The sequence below is a fragment of the Cupriavidus gilardii genome (genome assembly GCF_013347325.1).
Taxonomy (GTDB): domain Bacteria; phylum Pseudomonadota; class Gammaproteobacteria; order Burkholderiales; family Burkholderiaceae; genus Cupriavidus; species Cupriavidus gilardii.
Genome location: NZ_CP054626.1, coordinates 22,190 through 43,238, shown reverse-complemented (window position 1 = coordinate 43,238; position 21,049 = coordinate 22,190). Strand labels below are relative to the sequence as shown.

The 21,049-nt window shown below is 68.9% G+C and carries 17 protein-coding genes and 1 pseudogene; 9 read left to right on the top strand and 9 right to left on the bottom strand.

The window, feature by feature from the left end; all coding sequences use genetic code 11:
* Positions 1-16: 16 nt before the first annotated feature.
* From FOB47_RS10415 to gatC, 6 genes are all read right to left on the bottom strand, one after another.
* Positions 17-1,078, bottom strand: a complete 1,062-nt coding sequence (locus tag FOB47_RS10415; protein WP_053820848.1) for a tyrosine recombinase XerC — start codon at positions 1,076-1,078, stop codon at positions 17-19.
* Positions 1,079-1,100: 22 nt separating this feature from the next.
* Positions 1,101-1,868: a DUF484 family protein gene (locus FOB47_RS10410; RefSeq protein ID WP_174781014.1), complete on the bottom strand. Its 768-nt coding sequence runs from the start codon at positions 1,866-1,868 to the stop codon at positions 1,101-1,103.
* A gap of 151 nt (positions 1,869-2,019) precedes the next feature.
* On the bottom strand, positions 2,020-3,477 hold the full coding sequence (gene gatB, locus FOB47_RS10405) for an Asp-tRNA(Asn)/Glu-tRNA(Gln) amidotransferase subunit GatB (protein WP_174781013.1): 1,458 nt from the start codon (positions 3,475-3,477) through the stop codon (positions 2,020-2,022).
* Between the two features lie 110 nt (positions 3,478-3,587).
* Positions 3,588-4,073: a hypothetical protein gene (locus tag FOB47_RS10400; protein WP_053822932.1), complete on the bottom strand. Its 486-nt coding sequence runs from the start codon at positions 4,071-4,073 to the stop codon at positions 3,588-3,590.
* Between the two features lie 2 nt (positions 4,074-4,075).
* The gene (gene gatA / locus FOB47_RS10395; protein ID WP_174781012.1) at positions 4,076-5,599 is read right to left on the bottom strand and encodes an Asp-tRNA(Asn)/Glu-tRNA(Gln) amidotransferase subunit GatA; all 1,524 of its coding nucleotides are present in this window, start codon (positions 5,597-5,599) and stop codon (positions 4,076-4,078) included.
* A gap of 142 nt (positions 5,600-5,741) precedes the next feature.
* Positions 5,742-6,041, bottom strand: a complete 300-nt coding sequence (gene gatC, locus FOB47_RS10390) for an Asp-tRNA(Asn)/Glu-tRNA(Gln) amidotransferase subunit GatC (RefSeq protein WP_053820845.1) — start codon at positions 6,039-6,041, stop codon at positions 5,742-5,744.
* Positions 6,042-6,763: 722 nt separating this feature from the next.
* On the opposite strand from gatC, the gene FOB47_RS10385 reads away from it, so the two are divergent.
* The 5 genes from FOB47_RS10385 (at position 6,764) to rodA (ending at position 13,170) form a co-directional block, all read left to right on the top strand.
* The gene (locus FOB47_RS10385) at positions 6,764-7,807 is read left to right on the top strand and encodes a rod shape-determining protein (protein WP_023264573.1); all 1,044 of its coding nucleotides are present in this window, start codon (positions 6,764-6,766) and stop codon (positions 7,805-7,807) included.
* Between the two features lie 214 nt (positions 7,808-8,021).
* Entirely contained in the window at positions 8,022-9,074 is a 1,053-nt protein-coding gene (mreC, locus tag FOB47_RS10380) for a rod shape-determining protein MreC (RefSeq protein WP_174781011.1), read from the top strand.
* Positions 9,071-9,583: a rod shape-determining protein MreD gene (gene mreD / locus FOB47_RS10375; RefSeq protein ID WP_053820843.1), complete on the top strand. Its 513-nt coding sequence runs from the start codon at positions 9,071-9,073 to the stop codon at positions 9,581-9,583. Before mreC ends, mreD begins: the two co-directional genes overlap by 4 nt.
* Positions 9,584-9,643: 60 nt before the next feature.
* The gene (gene mrdA, locus FOB47_RS10370) at positions 9,644-12,016 is read left to right on the top strand and encodes a penicillin-binding protein 2 (RefSeq protein ID WP_174781010.1); all 2,373 of its coding nucleotides are present in this window, start codon (positions 9,644-9,646) and stop codon (positions 12,014-12,016) included.
* An 11-nt stretch (positions 12,017-12,027) separates the two neighbouring features.
* The gene (gene rodA, locus FOB47_RS10365; protein WP_151023116.1) at positions 12,028-13,170 is read left to right on the top strand and encodes a rod shape-determining protein RodA; all 1,143 of its coding nucleotides are present in this window, start codon (positions 12,028-12,030) and stop codon (positions 13,168-13,170) included.
* 35 nt (positions 13,171-13,205) lie between these two features.
* Here the strand turns inward: rodA and FOB47_RS10360 are convergent, their stop codons facing one another.
* Positions 13,206-13,907, bottom strand: coding sequence for a tetratricopeptide repeat protein (locus tag FOB47_RS10360; protein WP_174781009.1), 702 nt, complete (start codon positions 13,905-13,907; stop codon positions 13,206-13,208).
* 274 nt (positions 13,908-14,181) lie between these two features.
* Here FOB47_RS10360 and FOB47_RS10355 point away from each other — a divergent pair, with 274 nt between their 5' ends.
* The 3 genes and pseudogenes from FOB47_RS10355 (at position 14,182) to FOB47_RS10345 (ending at position 17,290) form a co-directional block, all read left to right on the top strand.
* Positions 14,182-15,150 carry a LysR family transcriptional regulator gene (locus FOB47_RS10355; protein WP_151023119.1) on the top strand — a complete coding sequence of 323 codons (969 nt, stop codon included), beginning with the start codon at positions 14,182-14,184 and terminating at the stop codon, positions 15,148-15,150.
* 165 nt (positions 15,151-15,315) lie between these two features.
* Positions 15,316-16,308, top strand: a pseudogene (locus tag FOB47_RS10350) (Bug family tripartite tricarboxylate transporter substrate binding protein).
* Positions 16,309-16,318: 10 nt separating this feature from the next.
* On the top strand, positions 16,319-17,290 hold the full coding sequence (locus FOB47_RS10345) for a M14 family metallopeptidase (protein WP_174781008.1): 972 nt from the start codon (positions 16,319-16,321) through the stop codon (positions 17,288-17,290).
* Positions 17,291-17,333: 43 nt separating this feature from the next.
* Here FOB47_RS10345 and FOB47_RS10340 read toward each other — a convergent pair whose 3' ends face one another.
* Positions 17,334-18,311, bottom strand: a complete 978-nt coding sequence (locus FOB47_RS10340) for an Rpn family recombination-promoting nuclease/putative transposase (RefSeq protein ID WP_174781007.1) — start codon at positions 18,309-18,311, stop codon at positions 17,334-17,336.
* A 115-nt stretch (positions 18,312-18,426) separates the two neighbouring features.
* A complete protein-coding gene (locus tag FOB47_RS10335) occupies positions 18,427-18,714 on the bottom strand; it encodes a hypothetical protein (RefSeq protein ID WP_053820837.1) in 288 nt (95 codons plus the stop codon).
* 222 nt (positions 18,715-18,936) lie between these two features.
* Between FOB47_RS10335 and FOB47_RS10330 the strand changes: the two genes are divergently transcribed.
* The gene (locus tag FOB47_RS10330; RefSeq protein WP_244959395.1) at positions 18,937-20,997 is read left to right on the top strand and encodes a methyl-accepting chemotaxis protein; all 2,061 of its coding nucleotides are present in this window, start codon (positions 18,937-18,939) and stop codon (positions 20,995-20,997) included.
* Positions 20,998-21,049: the final 52 nt, after the last annotated feature.

Sequence of the window (21,049 nt, the reverse complement as noted above, 5' to 3'; positions counted from 1 at the left end):
GCGCTTCCGGCGGGCTTCAGGCCGGTTCGTCGTCCGGCGCCGATGGCGTCGACGGTGCGGCCGGCGTGTCGCGCTCGGCGAGCCGTGCGCGCGGATGGGCCTGGTCGTAGACCTTGGCCAGATGCTGGAAATCGAGCGCGGTGTAGATCTGCGTGGTGGCCACGCTGGCGTGACCGAGCATCTCCTGCACCGCGCGCAGGTCGCCCGACGATTGCAGCACGTGGCTGGCGAACGAGTGCCGCAGCATGTGCGGATGCACGTCGGCCGGTACGCCGGCGCGGATGGCCTGCTGCTTGATGCGGGCGCGCACGGTGCGGTCCGACAGCCTCTCCCCGCGCCGCGACAGGAACAGCGCGTGCCGGTGGCCGATGTCGGCCGACGGCCGTACCCAGTCGCCCCGCACCGCCAGCCAGGCCTGCAGCGCCTGCACCGCCTTGCTGCCGACCGGCACGCTGCGGCGGCGCGATCCCTTGCCGAGCACCGTGACTTCGCCCGCGGCCAGGTCGATCCAGCCCGACGAGCGGTAGCCGTCCTCTTCCACGTAGCGCAGGTCGAGCTGCACCAGCTCGGACACGCGCAGCCCGCTCGAATAGCCGAGCTCGAACACGGCCTGGTCGCGCAGCCCTTCGGCGCCCTCGCCGGCCGGCTGACCGACCAGCGCCACCGCATGTTCGACCGACAGCGCCTTGGGCAATGGCCGTCCGGCCTTGGGGGCGCGCACGCCGTCCACCGGATTGGCCTCGACGCCGTGGCCGTGCCGCGCGGCCCACAGATAGAAGCCGCGCCAGGCCGACAACGCCCGGGCAATGCTGGTGGAAGCCAGACCGCTGCCGCGCAGCCGCGCGGCGAAGCTGCGGATCTGGTCGGTGCGCAACGCGGTCAGCGCGGTACCGGGCGCGAACCTGGCGGCCTGCGCCTGCAATACCGACAGGTCGCGCCGGTAGCCGACCAGCGTGTGCTTGGCCAGCTTGCGGCTGGTGGCCAGCCAGTCCAGATAGCGGAGCAGCAGCGGATCGAGGGCCGGTGGGGGCGCGTGCGCAGCGTTGTCCACGAACGCCGGTTCGCTGGAGCGGGCCATCCGTTGCCGCCCGAGTCCCTGCTCAGCCGCGCAGGCGCGCCAGCGCCGCGCCGGCCAGTTCGCCGATGCGGCTCAGATAGGCGGTGCCCATGCCTTCGTGGAAGCGGCGCGGATCAGGCGAGCCGAGCACCAGCAGGCCGAAGGTCGGTCCCGCTTCGGCGTCCTCGCCCGCGGGGGCACGCAGCGCCACCATCGCCAGCGAGGCGATGTCGTTGCGCTCGAGCCAGTCGAGCGCCTGCTTGCCGCCTTCGCCCAGCGAGTCGGCCGCTGCCGCGGAAGCGGCCGGCGCGGACGGCGCCCCCTCTTCGACGGGAGCGGCTTCGACGGCCCAGGGATTGGCGCCGCAATACGGGGTGTGCAGGCCCTCGGCAAAGCGGCGCGCGGCTTCGCTGGCGGCGGCCTGTTCGCCGCGCAGCAGATCGAGCGGGGCGTGCGTTTCGGCCAGCTGCCACAGCCGCAGCGCGACCGCCGGCACATCGAAGACCTGCTGCAGGCCCTGGCTGACCGCCATCGGCAGCGCCAGCGCATCGGCCTCGCCGAGCAGCCGCAACTGCCACGCGTGCATGCGGTTCTGCGTGCGGTCGTTGTCGTGGCCGTGGCGCATCAGATTGGCCAGCTTCAGTTCGAGGCCCTTGTTCTTCTCGCGCAGGATTTCCATCTGGCGCTGCTGCAGCGAGACCGCGCGATGGCTGTGCGGGCTCGTCAGCTGCACCGAGGCCAGCAGCTCGGCATGGTCCTCGAAGAACTGGGGATGACTTTGCAGATAGGCGGCGACGTCTTGCGGATTCATTGGCGGGTCATCGAACGATTTGCGCTGGAGTGTAGCAAAGCCTGCCGGGAGGAGACCCCGCGCGAGAGCTCGACGCGCGCGATTCCAACCCGCCGTCCCATGAAAAAACCCGCGCCGGAGCGCGGGTTCACCATCTGCTCGATGCAGCCCGTCAACCGAGCTTCTTGCGCAGCAGCTCGTTGACCTGGGCCGGATTGCCCTTGCCCCTGGTCGCCTTCATCGCCTGGCCGACCAGCGCGTTGAACGCCTTCTCCTTGCCGGCGCGGAACTCCTCGACCGACTTGGCGTTGGCGGCCAGCACCTCGTCGATGATGGCCTCGAGCGCGCCGGTGTCCGACATCTGCTTCAGGCCCTTGGCGGCGATGATCGCGTCGGCGTCGCCGTCGCACTCGCCGGCCCACATCGCCGGGAACACGTCCTTCTTGGCGGTGTTGTTCGACACCGTGCCGTCGGCGATGCGCTTGAGCAGCAACGCGAGCTGCGCGGGGCGGATCGGCGCGCCATCGATCTCGATGCCCTCGCGGTTCAGCTGCGACGCAACGTCGCCCATCAGCCAGTTGGCCGCGGGTTTGGCGTTGGCCGCGCCGGCTTCGGCGACGACCTGCTCGAACCAGTTGGCCAGCGCCTTCGACGAGGTCAGCACGCTGGCATCGTAGGCCGGCAGCCCGTATTGCGAGACGAAGCGCGCCTGCATCGCGGCCGGCAGCTCCGGCATCGCGGCGCGCACGCGCTCGATCCAGGCCGGCTCGATTTCGAGCGGCAGCAGGTCCGGATCGGGGAAGTAGCGATAGTCGTGCGCGTCTTCCTTGGTCCGCATCGCGCGCGTCTCGCCGGTGTCCGGATCGAACAGCACGGTGGCCTGCTGGATTTCGCGGCCATCCTCGATCTCGGCGATCTGCCAGCGCACCTCGTACTCGATCGCCTGCTGCAGGAAGCGGAACGAGTTCAGGTTCTTGATTTCGCGGCGCGTGCCCAGCTTGTCGCTGCCGACCGGCCGCACCGACACGTTGGCATCGCAACGGAAGCTCCCTTCCTGCATGTTGCCGTCGCAGATGCCCAGCCACACCACCAGCGTATGGAGCGCTCGCGCATAGGCCACCGCCTCGGCGGCGCTGCGCATGTCGGGTTCGGTCACGATCTCGAGCAGCGGCGTGCCGGCGCGGTTCAGGTCGATGCCGGTCATGCCGGCGAAGTCCTCGTGCAGCGACTTGCCCGCGTCCTCCTCGAGGTGGGCACGGGTCAGCTGCACGGTCTTCTCGTAGAACTCGCCCTTGCGGCCCTCGACCTGGAAGGTCAGGCTGCCGCCCTGCACCACCGGGATCTCGTACTGGCTGATCTGGTAGCCCTTGGGCAGATCGGGGTAGAAGTAATTCTTGCGCGCGAACACGCTATGCGGCGCGACATGGGCGCCGATCGCCAGGCCGAACTGGATCGCGCGCTCGACCGCGGCCTTGTTCAGCACCGGCAGCGTGCCGGGCAGCGCCAGATCGACCGGACTGGCCTGGGTATTGGGCGCCGCGCCGAACGCGGTGGAGGCGCCGGAAAAAATCTTCGAGGCCGTCGATAGCTGCGTATGCGTTTCGAGGCCGATCACCACTTCCCATTGCATGGCGGTATTCCTGTTGGTTCCTTGCGGCGGCGCCGGCATGGGCCGCGCCGCCGTGTGCTTTCGCGTTCTGCTTACTGCGTTGAGCTTCTGTCGCGGTGCGTACGGCCGCGTTATTGCGTGCGCGCGCAGGTGCCGGTGCCCGGTTCGAACATGACCGGCCACGCCTCTTCATAGATGCCCGGCGTGCAGCGGCTCTGGCAATTGGCGTGCGCCAGCGTGACGCGGCGCGGGTCCTGCCAGACCAGCAGCTTGCACGCGCTGCCGTCGCGCGCGGCCAGCTCGATATGCGGCTTGCGGCGGGTCTGGCGGAATTCGGCCAGGTCGAAGCTGCACGAGCCCCGCTTGCCGACCCACAGCTTCCACGACAGCTGCTGCACGTTGTTGTCCGACACGCGCAATTGCGCGTCCTCGCGGAAGCCGTCTTCCTCGGTGCGGCGGCAGTCGCCGGCCAGGTCGATGTCGCGATCGGCGATCGGCGTCGGGCCGCCGATGCGCGGCAGCGGTATGCAGCCCGCCAGCGCGGCCAGCAACACGGCCGTCAATGCAAGGCGGCCGGCAGAGAGGCGGGACGGGCGGATCGAAAGCAGCGCGTTCATGATCATCCCTGCGAGGGCTGGCGCAGATGCCAGTCGGTGGCCTGCTGGAAGGCGTGCGCGGCCTGCAGCAGCTGCGCTTCGCCGAAGTAGTTGCCGATCATCTGCAGGCCGACCGGCATGCCGCCCTCGCCGAAGCCGCAGGGCACGCTCATGCCGGGCAGGCCGGCCAGGCTGGTCGACAGCGTGAAGATGTCGGCCAGGTACATCTGCACCGGGTCGGCGCTCTTCTCGCCGAGCTTCCACGCCACCGTCGGCGCCACCGGTCCCATGATCACGTCGCACTCGCCGAAGGCGCGCTGGAAGTCGTCGGCGATGATGCGGCGGATCTTCTGCGCCTGCAGGTAGTAGGCGTCGTAGTAGCCGTGCGACAGCACATAGGTGCCGACCAGGATGCGGCGCTTGACCTCCCAGCCGAAGCCCTCGGCGCGGGTCTTCTTGTACATGTCGAGCAGGTCGCGGTACTCGGCGGCGCGATGGCCGTAGCGCGCGCCATCGAAGCGCGACAGGTTCGACGAGGCCTCGGCCGGCGCGATCACGTAGTAGACCGGGATCGACAGCTCGGTCTTCGGCAGCGACACCTCGACCAGCGTCGCGCCCAGCTTCTCGTATTCGCGCAGCGCGGCGCGCACCGCGGCCTCGACATCGGCCGACAGGCCCGCGCCGAAGTACTCCCGCGGCAGGCCGATGCGCAGGCCCGCCAGCGGCTGGTTGGCGCTGGCGCCGCCGCGCGGCTGGCCCAGCAGCCGCGTGAAGTCTTCGTCCACGCCGCCCTGGGCCGGCGTCAGCGAGGTCGAATCGCGCTCGTCGAAACCGGCCATCGCATTGAGCAGCATCGCGCAGTCCTCGGCGCTGCGCGCCATCGGGCCGGCCTGGTCCAGCGACGAGGCGAACGCGATCATGCCGAAGCGCGACACGCGGCCGTAGGTCGGCTTGATGCCGGTGATGCCGGAGAACGCGGCGGGCTGACGGATCGAGCCGCCGGTATCGGTACCGGTCGCGGCCGGTGCCAGACCCGCGGCCACTGCCGCGGCCGAGCCGCCCGACGAGCCGCCCGGCACGCGCGACGCGTCCCACGGGTTGCGAACGGGGCCGAAGTGCGAGTTCTCGTTGGACGAGCCCATCGCGAATTCGTCCATATTGGTCTTGCCCAGCGTCACCATGCCGGCGGCGGCGAGCCGCTCGACCACGGTGGCATCGAACGGGCTCTCGTAGTTGGCCAGCATGCGCGAGCCGGCGGTCGAGCGCCAGCCGCGCGTGACGAACACATCCTTGTGGGCGATCGGCACGCCGGTCAGCGGACCGGCCTCGCCGCGCGCGCGGCGCGCATCGGCCTCGCGGGCCTGGGCCAGTGTCAGTTCGGCGTCGACATGCACATAGGCGTTCAGCGCGCCGGCCTGCTCGATGCGGGCCAGATAGTCGCGCGCCAGTTCTTCGGCCGACACCGCGCCGGCGGCGAGCGCATCGGCGATCTGGCGCAGCGAGGTCACGGTCGAGCCGACCGGGAAGGAGGAAGCGGAGGAAGACATGGAGTGTCGGAAGAGCTTCGGAGAACGGCCCGCGGTACGTCGCCGCGCGGGCCGGATCGATTCAGGAGACGTCGTCCTGCGTATCGGTACGTCGATACGTGATGAAATGCCGGGCGACGTCGGCGAGCCGGGTGCGGGACCGTTATTCGATCACCTTGGGCACCAGGTACAGGCCGGCCTCGGTGGCCGGGGCCGGACGCTGGTAGTCCTCGCGCCGGTTGGGCTCGGTGACGACGTCGTCGCGCAGCCGCTGTTGCATCTCGCGTACCGCCGACAGCGGATGCGCCAGCGGCGCGACGCCGCTGGTGTCGACCGCCTGCATCTGCTCGACCAGCGAAAAGAATTGATTCAATTGCCCGAGCGTCTGGCCGGCTTCGTCATCGCTGATGTCGATGCGGGCAAGATGGGCGATGCGCTTGACGTCGGATAGCTCGAGTGCCATGGCGTGGGTGCGAGGAATTCCAGAGGGCCCGGCGGTCCGGCGCGAGGCCGGGACGAACCGGGAGAATGACGACAGTGCGACGACCGTGCGACGACCGTGCGCGCAGAGTCGGGAGGCGCTGGACCGGGCCAGGCCGGCGCGCCTCGGGCGGCGCCACATCCGGGCCATTGTCGGCCCGGTATCGGCCTGGGAAAGTGCCGCGCGCGGCGCCCCACAATCGTCAGAATTACAGGTTTTTTCAGGGCAATTTGCCGCCGAAACACGCGGAATTATAAGGTATCATTCCGTTTTGCCGCCGCCCCCGGCGGCGCCTTCGCCGCTTGGGACCCAGGGCCCGGCCGCAGAAGGATGCCGGACCCGACTGCCCGCGGGGCCCGGACCAGGATCCTCCGATTAGACCGACTCGCTGCTGCCCCATCGTGGGTGCCGGGTCTGTGGCGCCCGGACCACCGTCCGGCCATCCGCCAAATGAAGTTTGGCGAACTTTCTGGCGCCGTCTAATCAAAGGTTCCCGTGGGAATGCGTTCCGCCGGCTCGGCGGACCCATTCCCCCAGCACTGTCGCGGTTCGCCTGGCGCACCGCAACGGCATGGGCGGGACCGTGGATGCGCTGAAGGACGCGCGCCGTTTCCATCGACGACATATGAATATCGCGGCCGGCGCCAACGACTGGCGCCGGCCGCTTCGCATACCTGCGAACCCACCAGAAAACAGGACTCCTGATGTTCGGATTTCTCCGCAGCTACTTTTCCAACGATCTCGCGATCGACCTCGGCACCGCCAACACGCTGATCTATATGCGTGACAAGGGCATCGTGCTGGACGAGCCTTCGGTGGTCGCGATCCACCTGGGCGGCGGCCCGAACGCCAAGAAGACCATTCAGGCAGTCGGCAAGGAAGCCAAGCAGATGCTGGGCAAGGTGCCGGGCAACATCGAGGCGATCCGCCCGATGAAGGACGGCGTGATCGCCGACTTCACCGTGACCGAGCAGATGCTCAAGCAGTTCATCAAGATGGTGCACGACAGCAAGCTGCTGCGTCCGTCGCCGCGCATCATCATCTGCGTGCCGTGCGGTTCGACCCAGGTCGAGCGCCGCGCGATCCGCGAGTCGGCGCTGGGCGCCGGGGCCTCGCAGGTCTACCTGATCGAGGAACCGATGGCCGCCGCGATCGGCGCCGGCCTGCCGGTGTCCGAGCCGTCGGGCTCGATGGTCGTCGATATCGGCGGCGGCACCACCGAGGTCGGCATCATCTCGCTGGGCGGCATGGTCTACAAGGGCTCGGTGCGCGTCGGCGGCGACAAGTTCGACGAAGCCATCGTCAATTACATCCGCCGCAACTACGGCATGCTGATCGGCGAGCAGACCGCCGAAGCGATCAAGAAGGAAATCGGCTCCGCCTTCCCGGGTTCGGAAGTGCGCGAGATGGAGGTCAAGGGCCGCAACCTGTCCGAGGGCATTCCGCGCGCGTTCACGGTCTCGTCCAACGAGATCCTGGAAGCGCTGACCGACCCGCTGAACCAGATCGTGTCCACCGTCAAGATCGGCCTGGAGCAGACTCCGCCGGAACTGGGCGCCGACATCGCCGAGCGCGGCATCACGTTGACCGGCGGCGGCGCGCTGCTGCGCGACCTGGACCGCCTGCTGGCCGAGGAAACCGGCCTGCCGGTGCTGGTCGCCGAGGATCCGTTGACCTGCGTGGTGCGCGGCTCGGGCATGGCCCTGGAGCGCATGGACAAGCTGGGCAGCATCTTCGCCTACGAGTAAGCCGGTCCGGCAAAGGATCGTTCCCGTGGCGAAGCGCGCCCTGCCCGCACCGCTGGCCGACGCCGGCCACGGGCGGGGCCGCCGCCGCGCCACCCTGGCCACGCCGGCCGCCGCCCACCGGCGGCCCGCGCGACTGAGCCAATTCCGGTCCGCCCCCGGACGCCCGCGCGCGGCGTACCGGCGATGCGGACCGCCACCGCCTGCGTACGGCTAAATGGATTACACGCCGCCACCGCTATTCAAGCAGGGCACGTCCGCATTTGCGCGCCTGGTCATCTTCGTGACGATGGCGCTGGTGCTGCTGGTCGTCGACGCCCGCTTCGATGCGCTGTCCACGGTCCGGCAGGTCGCCGCCACCGTGCTGATGCCGGTCGAGCGCGCGGTGCTGGTACCGCGCGACATGGCGCGCGCCGCGTTCGACTATCTGCAGTCCTCCGCCGCGCTGGCCAGCGAGAACCGCGAGCTGCGCCGGCGCGCCGTGGCCCAGGCCGACGACGCGCTGCGCCAGGCCCAGCTCGAGGCCGAGAACCGCCAACTGCGCAAGCTGCTTGACCTGAAGGAGCAATCGGCGACGCCGGTCACCGCGGCCGAGGTGCTGTACGACGCGCGCGATCCGTACAGCCAGCGCATCGTGATCGACCGTGGCAGCCAGCACGACGTGCGGGCCGGGTATCCGGTGATCGACGATCGGGGCGTGGTCGGCCAGGTCACGCGTGTGACGCCGTTCCAGTCCGAAGTCACGCTGCTGACCGACAAGGAACAGGCGATCCCGGTGCAGGTGGTACGCAACGGCCTGCGCAGCATCGCCTTCGGCGGCGGCAAGGCCGGCATGCTGGATCTGCGCTTCATGGCGGCGTCGGCCGATCTGCAGCAGGGCGACCTGCTGGTGACCTCGGGGCTGGACGGCGTCTATCCGGCCGGACTGCCGGTCGCGCGCATCGTGCAGATCGAACGCAAGGCCGACACCGCGTTCTCGCGCGTCTACTGCGAGCCGGTCGCGGGCGTGCGTTCGCACCGCCAGCTGCTGGTGGTGCGCTACGAGGCCGAGAAACCTTCGCGCGACCTGCCGGCCGGCGGCGACGGCAAGAGCGCGGCGGGCAAGACCAGCAAGACGGAGAAGGCCGGCAAGGCCGACAAGGCGCAGAAAGCCGCCGAGAAAGCCGAGAAAGCCGATAAAGCCGAGAAGGCGCCCAGGCCCAGGGCGGACGCCGCGGCCACGGTCGCCACGGCGCCTGCCGCCGCGCCCGGCCAGGAGCAGAAGCCGTGACCCATCCCCAATACCTGCTGCGGCCGGTCAATCCGGCCTTCATCGCGCTGACCTTCGTGCTGGCGTTCCTGTTCAACCTGCTGCCGTGGGGCGACATCCTGTGGGTGCCGGACATGGTGGCGCTGGTGCTGGTGTTCTGGAACATCCACCAGCCGCGCAAGGTCGGCATGGGCGTGGCGTTCGTGCTGGGCCTGCTGATGGACGTGCACGATGCCCGCCTGCTCGGCGAGCACGCGATGGCCTATACGCTGCTGGCCTACTTCGCCATCACGATCCACCGCCGCGTGCTGTGGTTCAGCGTCTATACGCAGGCGCTGCACGTGCTGCCGCTGCTGTTCGTCGCGCATGCGGTGCCGGTCGTGATCCGGCTGCTGATGGGCGCGCCGCTGCCCGGCTGGCCGTTGCTGGTCGCGCCCGGCATCGAGGCGCTGCTGTGGCCGCTGGCCACCGGCCTGCTGCTGGCGCCGCAGCGCCGTTCGATCGACGTCGACGAAACCCGGCCGATCTGACGGCATGGCACTCCACTCGCTGTTCCCCTCCGTGCCCCGACCGCCCGTCCACGCAGCACCATGACCGAAATCCGCAACGTCGAACTCGAGCTCGGCCGCTTCCGCCTTCGCGTGGCGGCCGCGGCGCTGTTCGCCGTGATCCTGTTCGGCCTGCTGTTCCTGCGCTTCTTCTGGCTGCAGTGGTACAAGCACGACCAGTATTCGGCCAAGGCCGAGGACAACCGCATCTCGGTGGCGCCGATCGAGCCGAACCGCGGCATCATCATGGACCGCAACGGCATCGTGCTGGCGCGAAACTATTCCGCCTACACGCTGGAGATCACGCCGTCCAAGCTGACACAGTCGCTGGACGACACCATCGACGAGCTGTCCGAGCTGATCGAGATCCAGCCGCGCGACCGCCGCCGCTTTCGCCGGCTGATGGAGGAGTCGCGCAGCTTCGAGAGCCTGCCGATCCGCAGCCAGCTGAGCGACGAAGAGGTGGCGCGCTTCTCCGCGCAGCGCTTCCGCTTCCCTGGCGTCGATGTGCGGGCGCGGCTGTTCCGCCAGTACCCAATGGGCGAATCCGCCTCGCACGTGGTCGGCTATATCGGCCGCATCTCGCAGCGCGACCAGCAGCGCATCGAGGCGATGGACGAGGCCAACGACGCCGATCCGGCCAAGTACGATCCGCGCAAGGACGCCGACAACTACAAGGGCACCAACTACATCGGCAAGATCGGCATCGAGCAGAGCTACGAGACCGAACTGCATGGGCTGACCGGCATCGAGGAGGTCGAGGTCAGCGCCGGCGGGCGGCCGATCCGCACGCTGTCGACCGCGCCGGCGACGCCGGGCAACAACCTGATCCTGTCGCTCGACATCCGGCTGCAGCAGCTGGCCGAGGCGCTGTTCGGCGACCGCCGCGGCGCGCTGGTGGCGATCGAGCCGGCCACCGGCGACATCCTCGCCTTCGTCTCCAAGCCGACCTTCGACCCGAACCTGTTCGTCGAGGGCATCGACACCGCCACCTGGAACGAGCTGAACAATTCCCCGAACAAGCCGCTGTTGAACCGCCCGCTGCGCGGCACCTACCCGCCCGGCTCGACCTACAAGCCGTTCATGGCGCTGGCGGCGCTGGCGACCGGCAAGCGCACCGCGAACTGGGGCATGCACGACCCCGGCTTCTTCACGCTGGGCAACCACACCTTCCGCGACGACAAGCCGGGCGGCCACGGCTGGGTCGACATGAACAGCTCGATCGTCGCGTCGTGCGACACCTACTACTACGCGCTGGCGCGCGACATGGGCGTCAACGCGATCCACGACTTCATGAAGCCGCTTGGCTTCGGCCAGCTGACCGGCATCGACATCGAGGGCGAAAGCCGCGGCATCCTGCCGTCGACCGAGTGGAAACGGCGCGCCTACCGCAAGCCCGAGCAGCAGAAGTGGTATGACGGCGAAACCATCTCGCTGGGCATCGGCCAGGGCTACAACAGCTTCACGATCCTGCAGCTGGCGCACGCGACGTCGATCCTGGTCAACAACGGCGTGGTGATGAAGCCCCACCTGGTCAAGGCGATCGAGGACGCGGTCACGCGCCAGCGCCGCCTGACGGTGCCCAAAGAAAGCTACCGCCTGCCGTTCAAGCAATCCGATATCGACGTGATCAAGCGCGCGATGGTCGGCGTCACGCATTCGGGCACCGCGGCCAAGGTATTTGCCGGCGCGGCCTACGAGTCGGCCGGCAAGACCGGCACCGCGCAGACCTTCTCGCTGAGCAAGGGCGAGAAGTACAACCACCACGCGCTGGCCGAGCACAAGCGCGACCACGCGCTGTACACCGCTTTCGCGCCCGCCGACAAGCCGAAGATCGCACTGGCGCTGATCGTCGAGAACGCCGGCTTCGGCGCGGCACACGCGGCACCGATCGCGCGCAAGGTGATGGACTACTACCTGCTCGGCAAATGGCCCGCCGAACTGGCCGAGATCGCGCCGCCGGTCTCCGAGCGCGCGCACGGCCTGCCGCCGGTCGATACGCCCAGCGTGTTCACCACCGGCCATACCGCCAGCATCGCCAGCGCCAGCGCAATGGGCAACACGCTGGCCAACGAGGAAGGGGAAGGCAAGCCGGGCGCGAAGGATCAGCACGACGCGGCACGCGACGGCGGCGCGAGCGCGGCCGCCGCCGCGCCGGACATCGATCCGCAGGCGATCGCACCGGCCTCCGCGCCGCTGACGCTGGGCGAACGCATGCGTCAGGCGCTCGGCCACGCCAGGCCGCCGCATGATGGTGCGCCGCCGGCGCCGGCCGCCGCGCCGCCCGCTCCTGCCACACCGGGCGCGCGCCAGACACGCCCGGCCGCGCCGCCCGCCGCCCCGGGCTCCACTCCGTCTCCCGCATCCCGCGCCCGGCAGGCCGCCGCGGCGCCGGGCGCCAACGCCACGCATTGAAGGAGGCGCAGATGGATCGCAGACGCGCCCTGTCCCTGATCAAGTCCGCGCTGACCGGCTTCGACAAGCCGCTCGCGCTGATCGTCTTCCTGCTGTTTGCCACCGGCATCGTCGCGCTGTATTCGGCGTCGATCGGCGTACCGGGCCGCGTCGAGGATCAGCTGCGCAATATCCTGCTGTCCTACGCGGTGATGTGGGTGATCGCCTATCTGCCCACGCAGACGCTGATGCGGGTCGCGGTGCCGCTCTATACGGTCGGCGTCGCGCTGCTGATCGCGGTGGCGATGTTCGGGCTGATCCGCAAGGGAGCGCGCCGCTGGCTCAACGTCGGCATCGTGATCCAGCCGTCCGAGCTGATGAAGATCGCGATGCCGCTGATGCTGGCGTGGTACTTCCAGAAGCGCGAAAGCGCGCTGCGCTGGTTCGACTTCATCGTCGCCGGCCTGCTGCTGGCGGTACCGGTCGGGCTGATCGCCAAGCAGCCGGATCTGGGCACCGCACTGCTGGTGCTGGCCGCCGGCATGTACGTGATCTACTTCGCCGGCCTGTCGTGGAAGCTGATCCTGCCGGCGCTGGCGATCCTGGTCACGCTGATTTCCGCGCTGCTGTTCTTCGAGCACGATATGTGCGCACCGGGTGTCAACTGGCCGGTGCTGCACGACTATCAGCAGCACCGGGTCTGCACACTGCTCGATCCGACCACCGACCCGCTCGGCAAGGGCTTCCACACGATCCAGTCGATCATCGCGATCGGTTCGGGGGGCCTGATGGGCAAGGGCTGGCTCAAGGGCACGCAGACCCACCTCGAGTTCATTCCCGAGAAGCACACCGACTTCATCTTCGCGGTCTACTCCGAGGAATTCGGCCTGGTTGGCAATGCCGTGCTGCTGGTGCTGTACCTGCTGCTGATCTTCCGCGGGCTCTATATCGCCGCGAACGCGCCGACCCACTTCTCGCGGCTGCTGGCGGGCGCCGTCACGCTGATCTTCTTTACCTATGCCTTCGTCAACATGGGCATGGTCAGCGGCATCCTGCCGATCGTCGGCGTGCCGCTGCCGCTGATCAGCTACGGCGGCACCGCGCTGGTCACGCTCGGCATGGGGATCGGCATCCTGATGAACATCTCGCGGCAGAAGCGGCTGATCCAGACCTGAGGAAGCGCCGGCGCGCTCGCGCGCGCTTGCCCCGTCTACATCGTCGGCGCGCGCGACCTGACCGTCTGCTCCAGCAACGACCGCAGTTTGGCCAGCGCGCCGGGGTCACCGCGCGCCGCGGCGCGGGCGTACCAGATCTTGGCCTGCTCGATATCGCGCTCGACCACGCCCGGCTCGCCGCGCTCGTAGAAGCTGGCGACGATGTACTGCGCCCCGCCGTCGCCGGCGGTCGCCGCCCGCGTGTACCACTCGAAAGCCTTGGCGTAATCGCGCGGCACGCCACGGCCGATGAAGTAGTTGGTCGCCAGCGCAACCTGCGCCTGGATATGCCCGCCCTGGCCGGCGCGCTGATACCAGCGGTTGGCCTCCTCCAGCGACTTCGGCACCAGTTCGCCGCGCTCGTGCAGTTCGCCCCAGGTGAACTGGGCATGCGTCATCTCGTTGTCGGCCGCCTTCTTCAGCCAACTCAGCGCTTCCTGGGGTTTCGACGCGGTGCCGTCGCCGCGCAGCAGCATCATCGCGTAGTTGAACTGCGCCAGCCGGTTGCCCTGCCGCGCCGCGTCGGCGAAGTCGCGCAGCGCGGATTCGAATGCGCCGGCCTCGTAGGCGGCCACCGCCTGCCGGGTCAGCGTCTCGGCGGGCTGGGCCGGGCGGGGTGCCGCCATCGCGGTCTGCCACCCGCCAAGCAGGATCAGTGTGTACGCGGCATGACAGGCGAGGCGGCGAAGGAACGGCATGGCGAACTCCCAGCGGGATCGGGCTTTCCAGCCAGTGTAGGAGCCGGTGAAAGGCGGCGATAGGCTGCGCCGGCTCATTCAATCGACAAATAACGAATGGCACTTCCTTGGCCACTTCATTCATCGATCATATGAATTCCGTCCCGCCTTGGGGCTTGGCCGCGGCAACGGCGCGCGCGTGCAGGCCGCTTCGAACGCTCTAGAATGACGCGGCCGCGCAAGGAACATGCGCCGCCGCCCGCCCTTTCCGCCACGAACCGATCGTTCCCTCCCCATGCATATCCGTTGGCTCGAAGACTTTGTATGTCTGGCCGAGGCCGGCAGCCTCGCCCGCGCCGCCGAACTGCGCAACGTCACCCCACCGGCCTTCGGCCGCCGCATGCAGGCGGTCGAAGTATGGGCCGGCGCGCCGCTGATCGATCGCAGCGTGTTCCCGGTCCGGCTGACCGCCGAGGGCCGGCAGTTCCTGGAGGCCGCGCAGTCCGCGCTGCATACGCTCGAGGAGACTCGGCTGGCGTTGCGGGCGGCCCACCGCGTCGACGCCAGCACCGTGGTGATCGCCACCGGCAAGACGCTGTCGCGTTCGCTGGTGCCGGCCTGGCTGGCCGGGCTGCGCCAGGCGCTGCGTCACGATCCGGTGGCCGCGGGCTTCCGCACCCGGCTGTCGACCTTCGCCATGCACGATGCGATGGCGATGTTCACCGAGGGCGATGCCGATTTTCTGCTGTGCTACAGCCCGCCCGACCTGCCGGTGCGGCTGGACGAGGCCCGCTACCAGTTCCACCCGGTCGGGATCGAACGGCTGGTCTGCGTCGCCGCCGCGGATGCCTCGGGCGGCCCGTGCTTCCGCCTGCCCGGGCGCGGCACGGGGGGCAAGAGCGGCTCGCCGGTGCCGGCCATCGCCTATGCGGAGACGCTGACGATGGGGCGCATGGTCAATCAGGAAATCGCCCGTCGCAAACTGGCCGGCCGCCTCGACGTGGTGGCGGTCTGCGACTTTGCCGAGTCGGTGCACGAGATGGTGCGCCAGCGGATGGGCCTGGCCTGGCTGCCGGCACGGCTGATCGCCGACGATCTGCATGCCGGCCGGCTGGTGCGCGCCGATATCGGCAACGTGGCGGACGCCGGGACGGAAGCCGGCCAGGGCGGCAACCGGGATCTGGTGCTGCAGATCCGGCTCTACCGTCCGCGCGCGCCGATGCGCCCGCTGGCCGAGGCGTTCTGGCGCGCCGCGACGGCCTGATGCCGCCGGGGCGGCCGGGCGTGCAGGCGGCGTGCAGTCGGTGCCTCGCCTTCCCGCTTGCCGATCCGGCAATCGCCATTGCCAAACCCGCATGCGACGACACGGCGCCGCTCCCTAACATCGCGCCATACCACATCGATAACAGATAGACACGGGAGCGTTGCCATGAAGATCTCGCTGCGGACTGCCACCGCCGCCACCTTGCTGTTCTCCGCCATCTCCGCCATGTCGCTGGCTCAGGCCGACGCGCGCGCCAGCGAATGGCCCGCGAAACCGATCACGCTGGTGGTCGGCTACACGGCCGGCGGCAGCGTCGACCTGGTGGCTCGCACCGTCGCGCCCGAACTGGGCAAGCGGCTGGGCCAGAGCGTGGTCATCGAAAACCTGGGTGGTGCCGGCGGCACCATCGGCGCATCGCGCGTGGTCAAGGCGGAGGCCGATGGCTACACGCTGCTGATGGGCTCGGGCAGCGAGGTGTCGATCGCCCGCCTGACCAATCCGGCGGTCCGCTACGACGGCGAGAAGGACCTGGCACCGATCACGTTCGTCGGCACGCAGCCGATGGTGCTGGTCGGCAAGCCGACGCTGCCGGCGCGCAATGCCGGCGAGCTGATCGCGCTGGCCAAGGCGCAGCCGGACTAGCTGGCCTACGCGTCGTCGGGCGTCGGCACGCCGCTGAACCTCGCCGGCGAGCTGATCAAGCAGCAGGGCAAGGTCGGCATCACGCATGTGCCGTACAAGGGCGCCTCGGCGATGGCAACCGACCTGCTGGGCGGCCAGATCGATCTGGCGGTGATGGTGCTGTCGTCCGCGCTGCCCCATATCCAGGCCGGACGGGTCAAGGCCTATGGCGTGACCGAGGCGAAGCGCGCCGCGGTGGCGCCCGACGTGCCGGCGCTGGCGGAGACGCCCGCGCTGAAGGGCGTGGACATGGGCGTCTGGTTCGGATTGATGGCGCCGAAGGCCACGCCGCGCCCTGTCGTGGACCGTCTCAACAGCGAGATGCAGGCCGTGCTGGCGATGCCCGAGGTCCGCAAGAAGCTGGCCGAGGCCGGCGTCGAGGTCGCCCCCGCCAATCCGGCCCAGTTCGCGGCCTTCGTCAAGCGCGAGACCGCCAAGTACCGCACCATCGTGCAGGCCGCCGGCATCCAGCAATAACGGGAACCCCATGAACACGATGACCACGCTCGACGCCTACCCGGTCGAAGTCGCATTTCCCGATATCCGGCCGTACGCCGACGGCAATACCGGCGTCGCCTACGTCCACCACTTCGACAGCGGCGTGCCGGGTCCGCACGTGATGATCAACGCGCTGACCCACGGCAACGAGGTCTGCGGCGCGATTGTCGTCAAGGAGCTGCTGGATCTCGGGCTCAAGCCCCGCCGCGGGCAGCTGACGCTGGCGTTCGCCAACGTCGACGCGTATCACCGCTTCGATCCGGCCAGGCCAGACGCCTCGCGCTTCGTCGACCAGGACTTCAACCGCGTCTGGACCGCCGCCGTGCTCGACGATGCGTCGCGCGACTCGTCGGAGCTGCGGCGCGCGCGCGAGATGCGCCCGCTGATCGATCGCGTCGATCTGCTGCTGGACCTGCACTCGATGCACGAGAAGAGCCTGCCGCTGATCGTGTCGGGCCCGCTGGACAAGGGCGTGGCGCTGGCGCGCGCGCTCGGCGCACCGGCGCATGTGATCGTCGACGAAGGGCATCCGGAAGGCCGGCGCATGCGCGACTATGCCGGCTTCGGCGATCCGGCCAGCCCGAAGAATGCGCTGCTGATCGAGTGTGGCCAGCATTGGGAGGCGTCGTCGGTGGCGGTGGCGCGCGACAGCACGGCGCGCTTCCTGCTCGCCGCCGGCATCGTCGACAGCGGCGACCTGCCGGCCGGCTGGCTGTCGGCACAGGCCGCACGGCAGCGCGTGGTGCGCGTGACCGAGCCCGTGGTCGCCACCAGCATGAACTTCTGCTTCGCCGGTCCTTATACCGGCCTGGAGACCTTCGCCGAGGCCGGCACCGTGATCGGCTGGAACGACGACGTGCCGGTGATGACGCCGTATCCGGACTGCGTGCTGGTGATGCCGTCGCTGCGCCAGCTGCGCCCGGGCGTGACGGTAGTGCGGCTGGGACAGCTGCAGCCTTGATTCTCCGCGGCAAAGATGCCCACCAAGAGCATCGCCGCGGCCTTTAGCGTGTCTTGAAGACGGCGTCGAGCGATTGCGCGTCCAGGAGCCGCCCGCTCCACCGCCTGATGTCGGCCGCCTGCGCCGCATTCAGCTTGGCGACGACATCCGGCGGCAGCGGCCCAAACCGGCGCGCCAGCAGTTGCTGCAGCACCCGGGCCGCACCTTCCTGCCGGCCCTTCGTGATTCCCTTCTTCTCGCCCCGCTTCTCGCCCCGCTTCTCGCCCTTCTCCTCGTGTCGGGCGGCCCACTCGTCCATCCGTTGTGCCAGTGACATTTCCAGTTCCTCCAGATCGCGAACCCGTGGCAGCGCCAGCTTGCCCTTGCGCTGCCTCAACAATACTCCGCGCATCCACATCGCCAAAGTCCGCCTGAGCTCCTTGCGTCCATCGATCCAGTAACGGACCTCCCGAATCAGGCGGACCAGGCTCCGCTCGTTCTTCAATCGGTTGAAACGCATCACCGCCGCCACCAGATTGCGCCGCCGAGCGAGCCGTGCTTCGGAGTACCGGCTCTCGTCGATCAGGTGATAGCGAAAACGCGGAATCGGCAGGTCCGCATCGTGAGCGATCAGGCTTTGGACATCCACCGGCGCCGTCCATTTCGTTTCGCCGTTGTACAGCACGATCGGCAACACGGGTGGCAGCAGACGGCCCGGTAAACATTCCTTGCGCCGGATCAGGTCCTGGTACAGAAGCATCAAGTAGCTGAGCACTCGCACGGCCATGAACGTGTCCACGGTACTCTGGAACTCGATCAGGATGTACAGGTACATCCACTGCTGTCCCGTTCGCACCCGCCAAACCACGTCATCGGCGCGCTCGCGGAAGTCATCGGTCACGTAGCTGCACGGCATGCGCTCCAGGGTGGAGAAATCCACCTTGCGCCACCATTGCTTCGGCACAAAGCTCTTCAGCAGGTCCCTGACGAATTCGGGACAGGTGTACAGAAACTTGTAAGAGACGTCGTCGTGCTTGGCCATCGTGCCGATCATGCGTGGGGGCGCATCGCGCCGAGACCGCCAGCATGCCGACTCAACCGCTATGAAGCTTTCTTAATAGTTGCCGCGCTATGAGTTACTGATCTGTTGCCACCGCTCAGCTAACTCCCGCCGCTTCGGGGGCCTTGCGCTGCTGCTTGAATCGTTTCAATCCTGCCGCGGAGAACCATCCGCAGCGCCCGTCCGCGCTCGAGGGAATCACCGTCCCGTCGTCAACGAAGCGCTGGAATGCGACCAGCGACACCTCAAGATATTCCGCGGCTTCTTCTGCGGTGAATTGCTCCTCGGCCAGATGGCCGAACAGTTCTTCGTGACAGACGTCGTCATCTGCAGGTTTCGGATATTCGGCGGAACGGACGGAGTATCGAGCCATGATTTGAGCCATGATTTTTTTGGTGCCAGAACGGATTGCGTAGGGAGACGCAGGATAACGACGCCCGGAAGGCCCGGCCACGCTTTGCGTACCACCGCCTGTAGAAATCGGTGAACACCCTCATCAAGCGCAGCACGTCCTCAGCCGTAAACCGATCCATGACGACGTGACGGAGATCATGCGTCCGCCGTGCGCCATGTGGTGCCGGCAACTTCCTTTTCGCAGGAAACGGACGTGCGCCCCCTTGCCCCCGCCCCCCTTGCCTCGTCGGCCGCCGGCCTTGCCGGCGTCCTGACTCCCTCCCCTACCGATACCCCGTCCATCGGCAAGCCGTCGCGCCGCTGGCGCCTTGGCGCCGCGCGGATCGGCACGCGGCTCGCGCTGATCGTGCTGGCGGTGCAGGTGCTGGTGTTCGGCCTGTTCGCCTGGGTGCTGTCGGACAGCAGCATGCGCCAGCTCGAGGCGCAGCAGCGCGCGGCGATGAGCGCGCAGAACGAGACGCTGCGCGATCTGCTCGGCCAGTTCGACGACACCATGCTGCAGGAGGCGGACCGCTTCCTGCTGAGCTTCGCCGCGGTGGTGCCCGGCCCGTATGCGGTCGATCCCGCGCAGACCATCGAGGTCGCCGGGCAGCCGACGCCGCAGTTCACCAGCGGCGAGGTCGTGCTGAACAACAACTTCGCGGTACCGGACCGCTTCTTCTCGACCACTGGCGGCACCATCGCCACGGTGTTCGCGCGCCGCGGCGACGACTTCGTGCGCGTGACGACCTCGCTGAAGAAGCAGAACGGCGAGCGCGCGGTCGGTACGCTGCTCGATCGCGCAGGCCCCGCCTATGCCGCGGTGCAGTCCGGCCGCTCGTATCGCGCGCTGACCTGGCTGTTCGGCAAGCCGTACATGAGCAAGTACGAGCCCGTACGCGACGCCACCGGCAAGGTCGCCGGCGCGCTTTATGTCGGCGTCGATGTCAGCGCCGAGCTTGCGATGCTGAAAAACCGCATCCGCCGCAAGTCGATCGGCACGGATGGCCATTTCCTGGTGGTCGACGCCAAGCCCGGTTCCGACCAGGGCAAGCTGCTGGTCGGCCGCCGCCAGGAGGGCACGGTCCAGCTTGACGCCCGGGACGAGGACGGCAACAGTTGGCTGCGCGACATGATTGCCGCGCGTCAGGGCAGCCTGACACATCGGGTCGCGTTCGACGGCGGCGCCCCGGCGTTGCGCCTGACCGCGTTCGAGACCTATCCCGAATGGCAATGGCTGATCGTCGGCTCGGTGCCGGTCGACAGCCTGCGGGCGGAATTGATCGCCAACCGCAACCGCTTCCTCGGCGCGGGCCTTGCGCTCGCGCTGCTGGTGTCGGCGGGATTCTGGTGGATGCTGCGGCGGATGGTCAGCGCGCCGCTCGCCGATGCGGCGGCGGCCGCGCGCAGCCTGGCCGCCGGCGACCTGACCGCGCGCCTGGACAGCCCGCGCCGCGACGAGATCGGCGAGCTGATGCGCGCGATCGATGGCGTCGGCCAGGGCCTGTCGGGCATCGTCGGCACCGTGCGCGCCAGCGCCGATGCCATCGTCGCCAGCACCGGCGAGATCGCCAGCGGCAACGCCGACCTGTCGGCGCGCACCGCGAGCCAGGCCAGCAGCCTCGAGCGCACGGTCGCCAGCATCGAGCAGCTGAGCGCGACGGTGCGCCAGAACGCCGATGCCGCCGTGGACGCCGACGCCACCGTACGCAGCGCCGCCGACGCCGCCCGGCACGGCGGCGGCACCGTCGAGCGCGTGGTGCAGACGATGGACGGCGTGCATCGCAACGCGCAGCAGGTGGTCGACATCATCGGCATGATCGACGGCATCGCGTTCCAGACCAACATCCTGGCGCTGAACGCAGCGGTCGAAGCGGCGCGCGCGGGCGAACACGGACGGGGCTTCGCGGTCGTGGCCGGCGAGGTGCGCAGCCTCGCGCAGCGCAGCGCCACCGCCGCGGGCGAAATCAAGGCGCTGATCGAGCGCACGGTCTCCGATCTGCGCGACGGCCACGCAGCGGTGCAGCAGGCCGGCAGCGCAATGGAGGACATCGTGCGCCAGGTCGAAGGCATCGCCACGCGCATGGCGGAGATCAGCGCGGCCTCGCGCGAACAGTCGCAGGGGATCGCGCAGGTCAGCGATGCGCTGGCCGAGATGGACGGCGTCACGCAGCAGAACGCCGCGCTGGTCGAAGAGGCGGCGGCCGCCGCCGAAAGCCTCGATCAGCGCGCCCAGCAGCTGCGCGAGGCGGTGCAGGCGTTCAGGCTGGCGTAGCGGTTGCGCCTTGGCCTGCCCCGCTGTCCGGATCGGACAGCGGGGCGTTGCG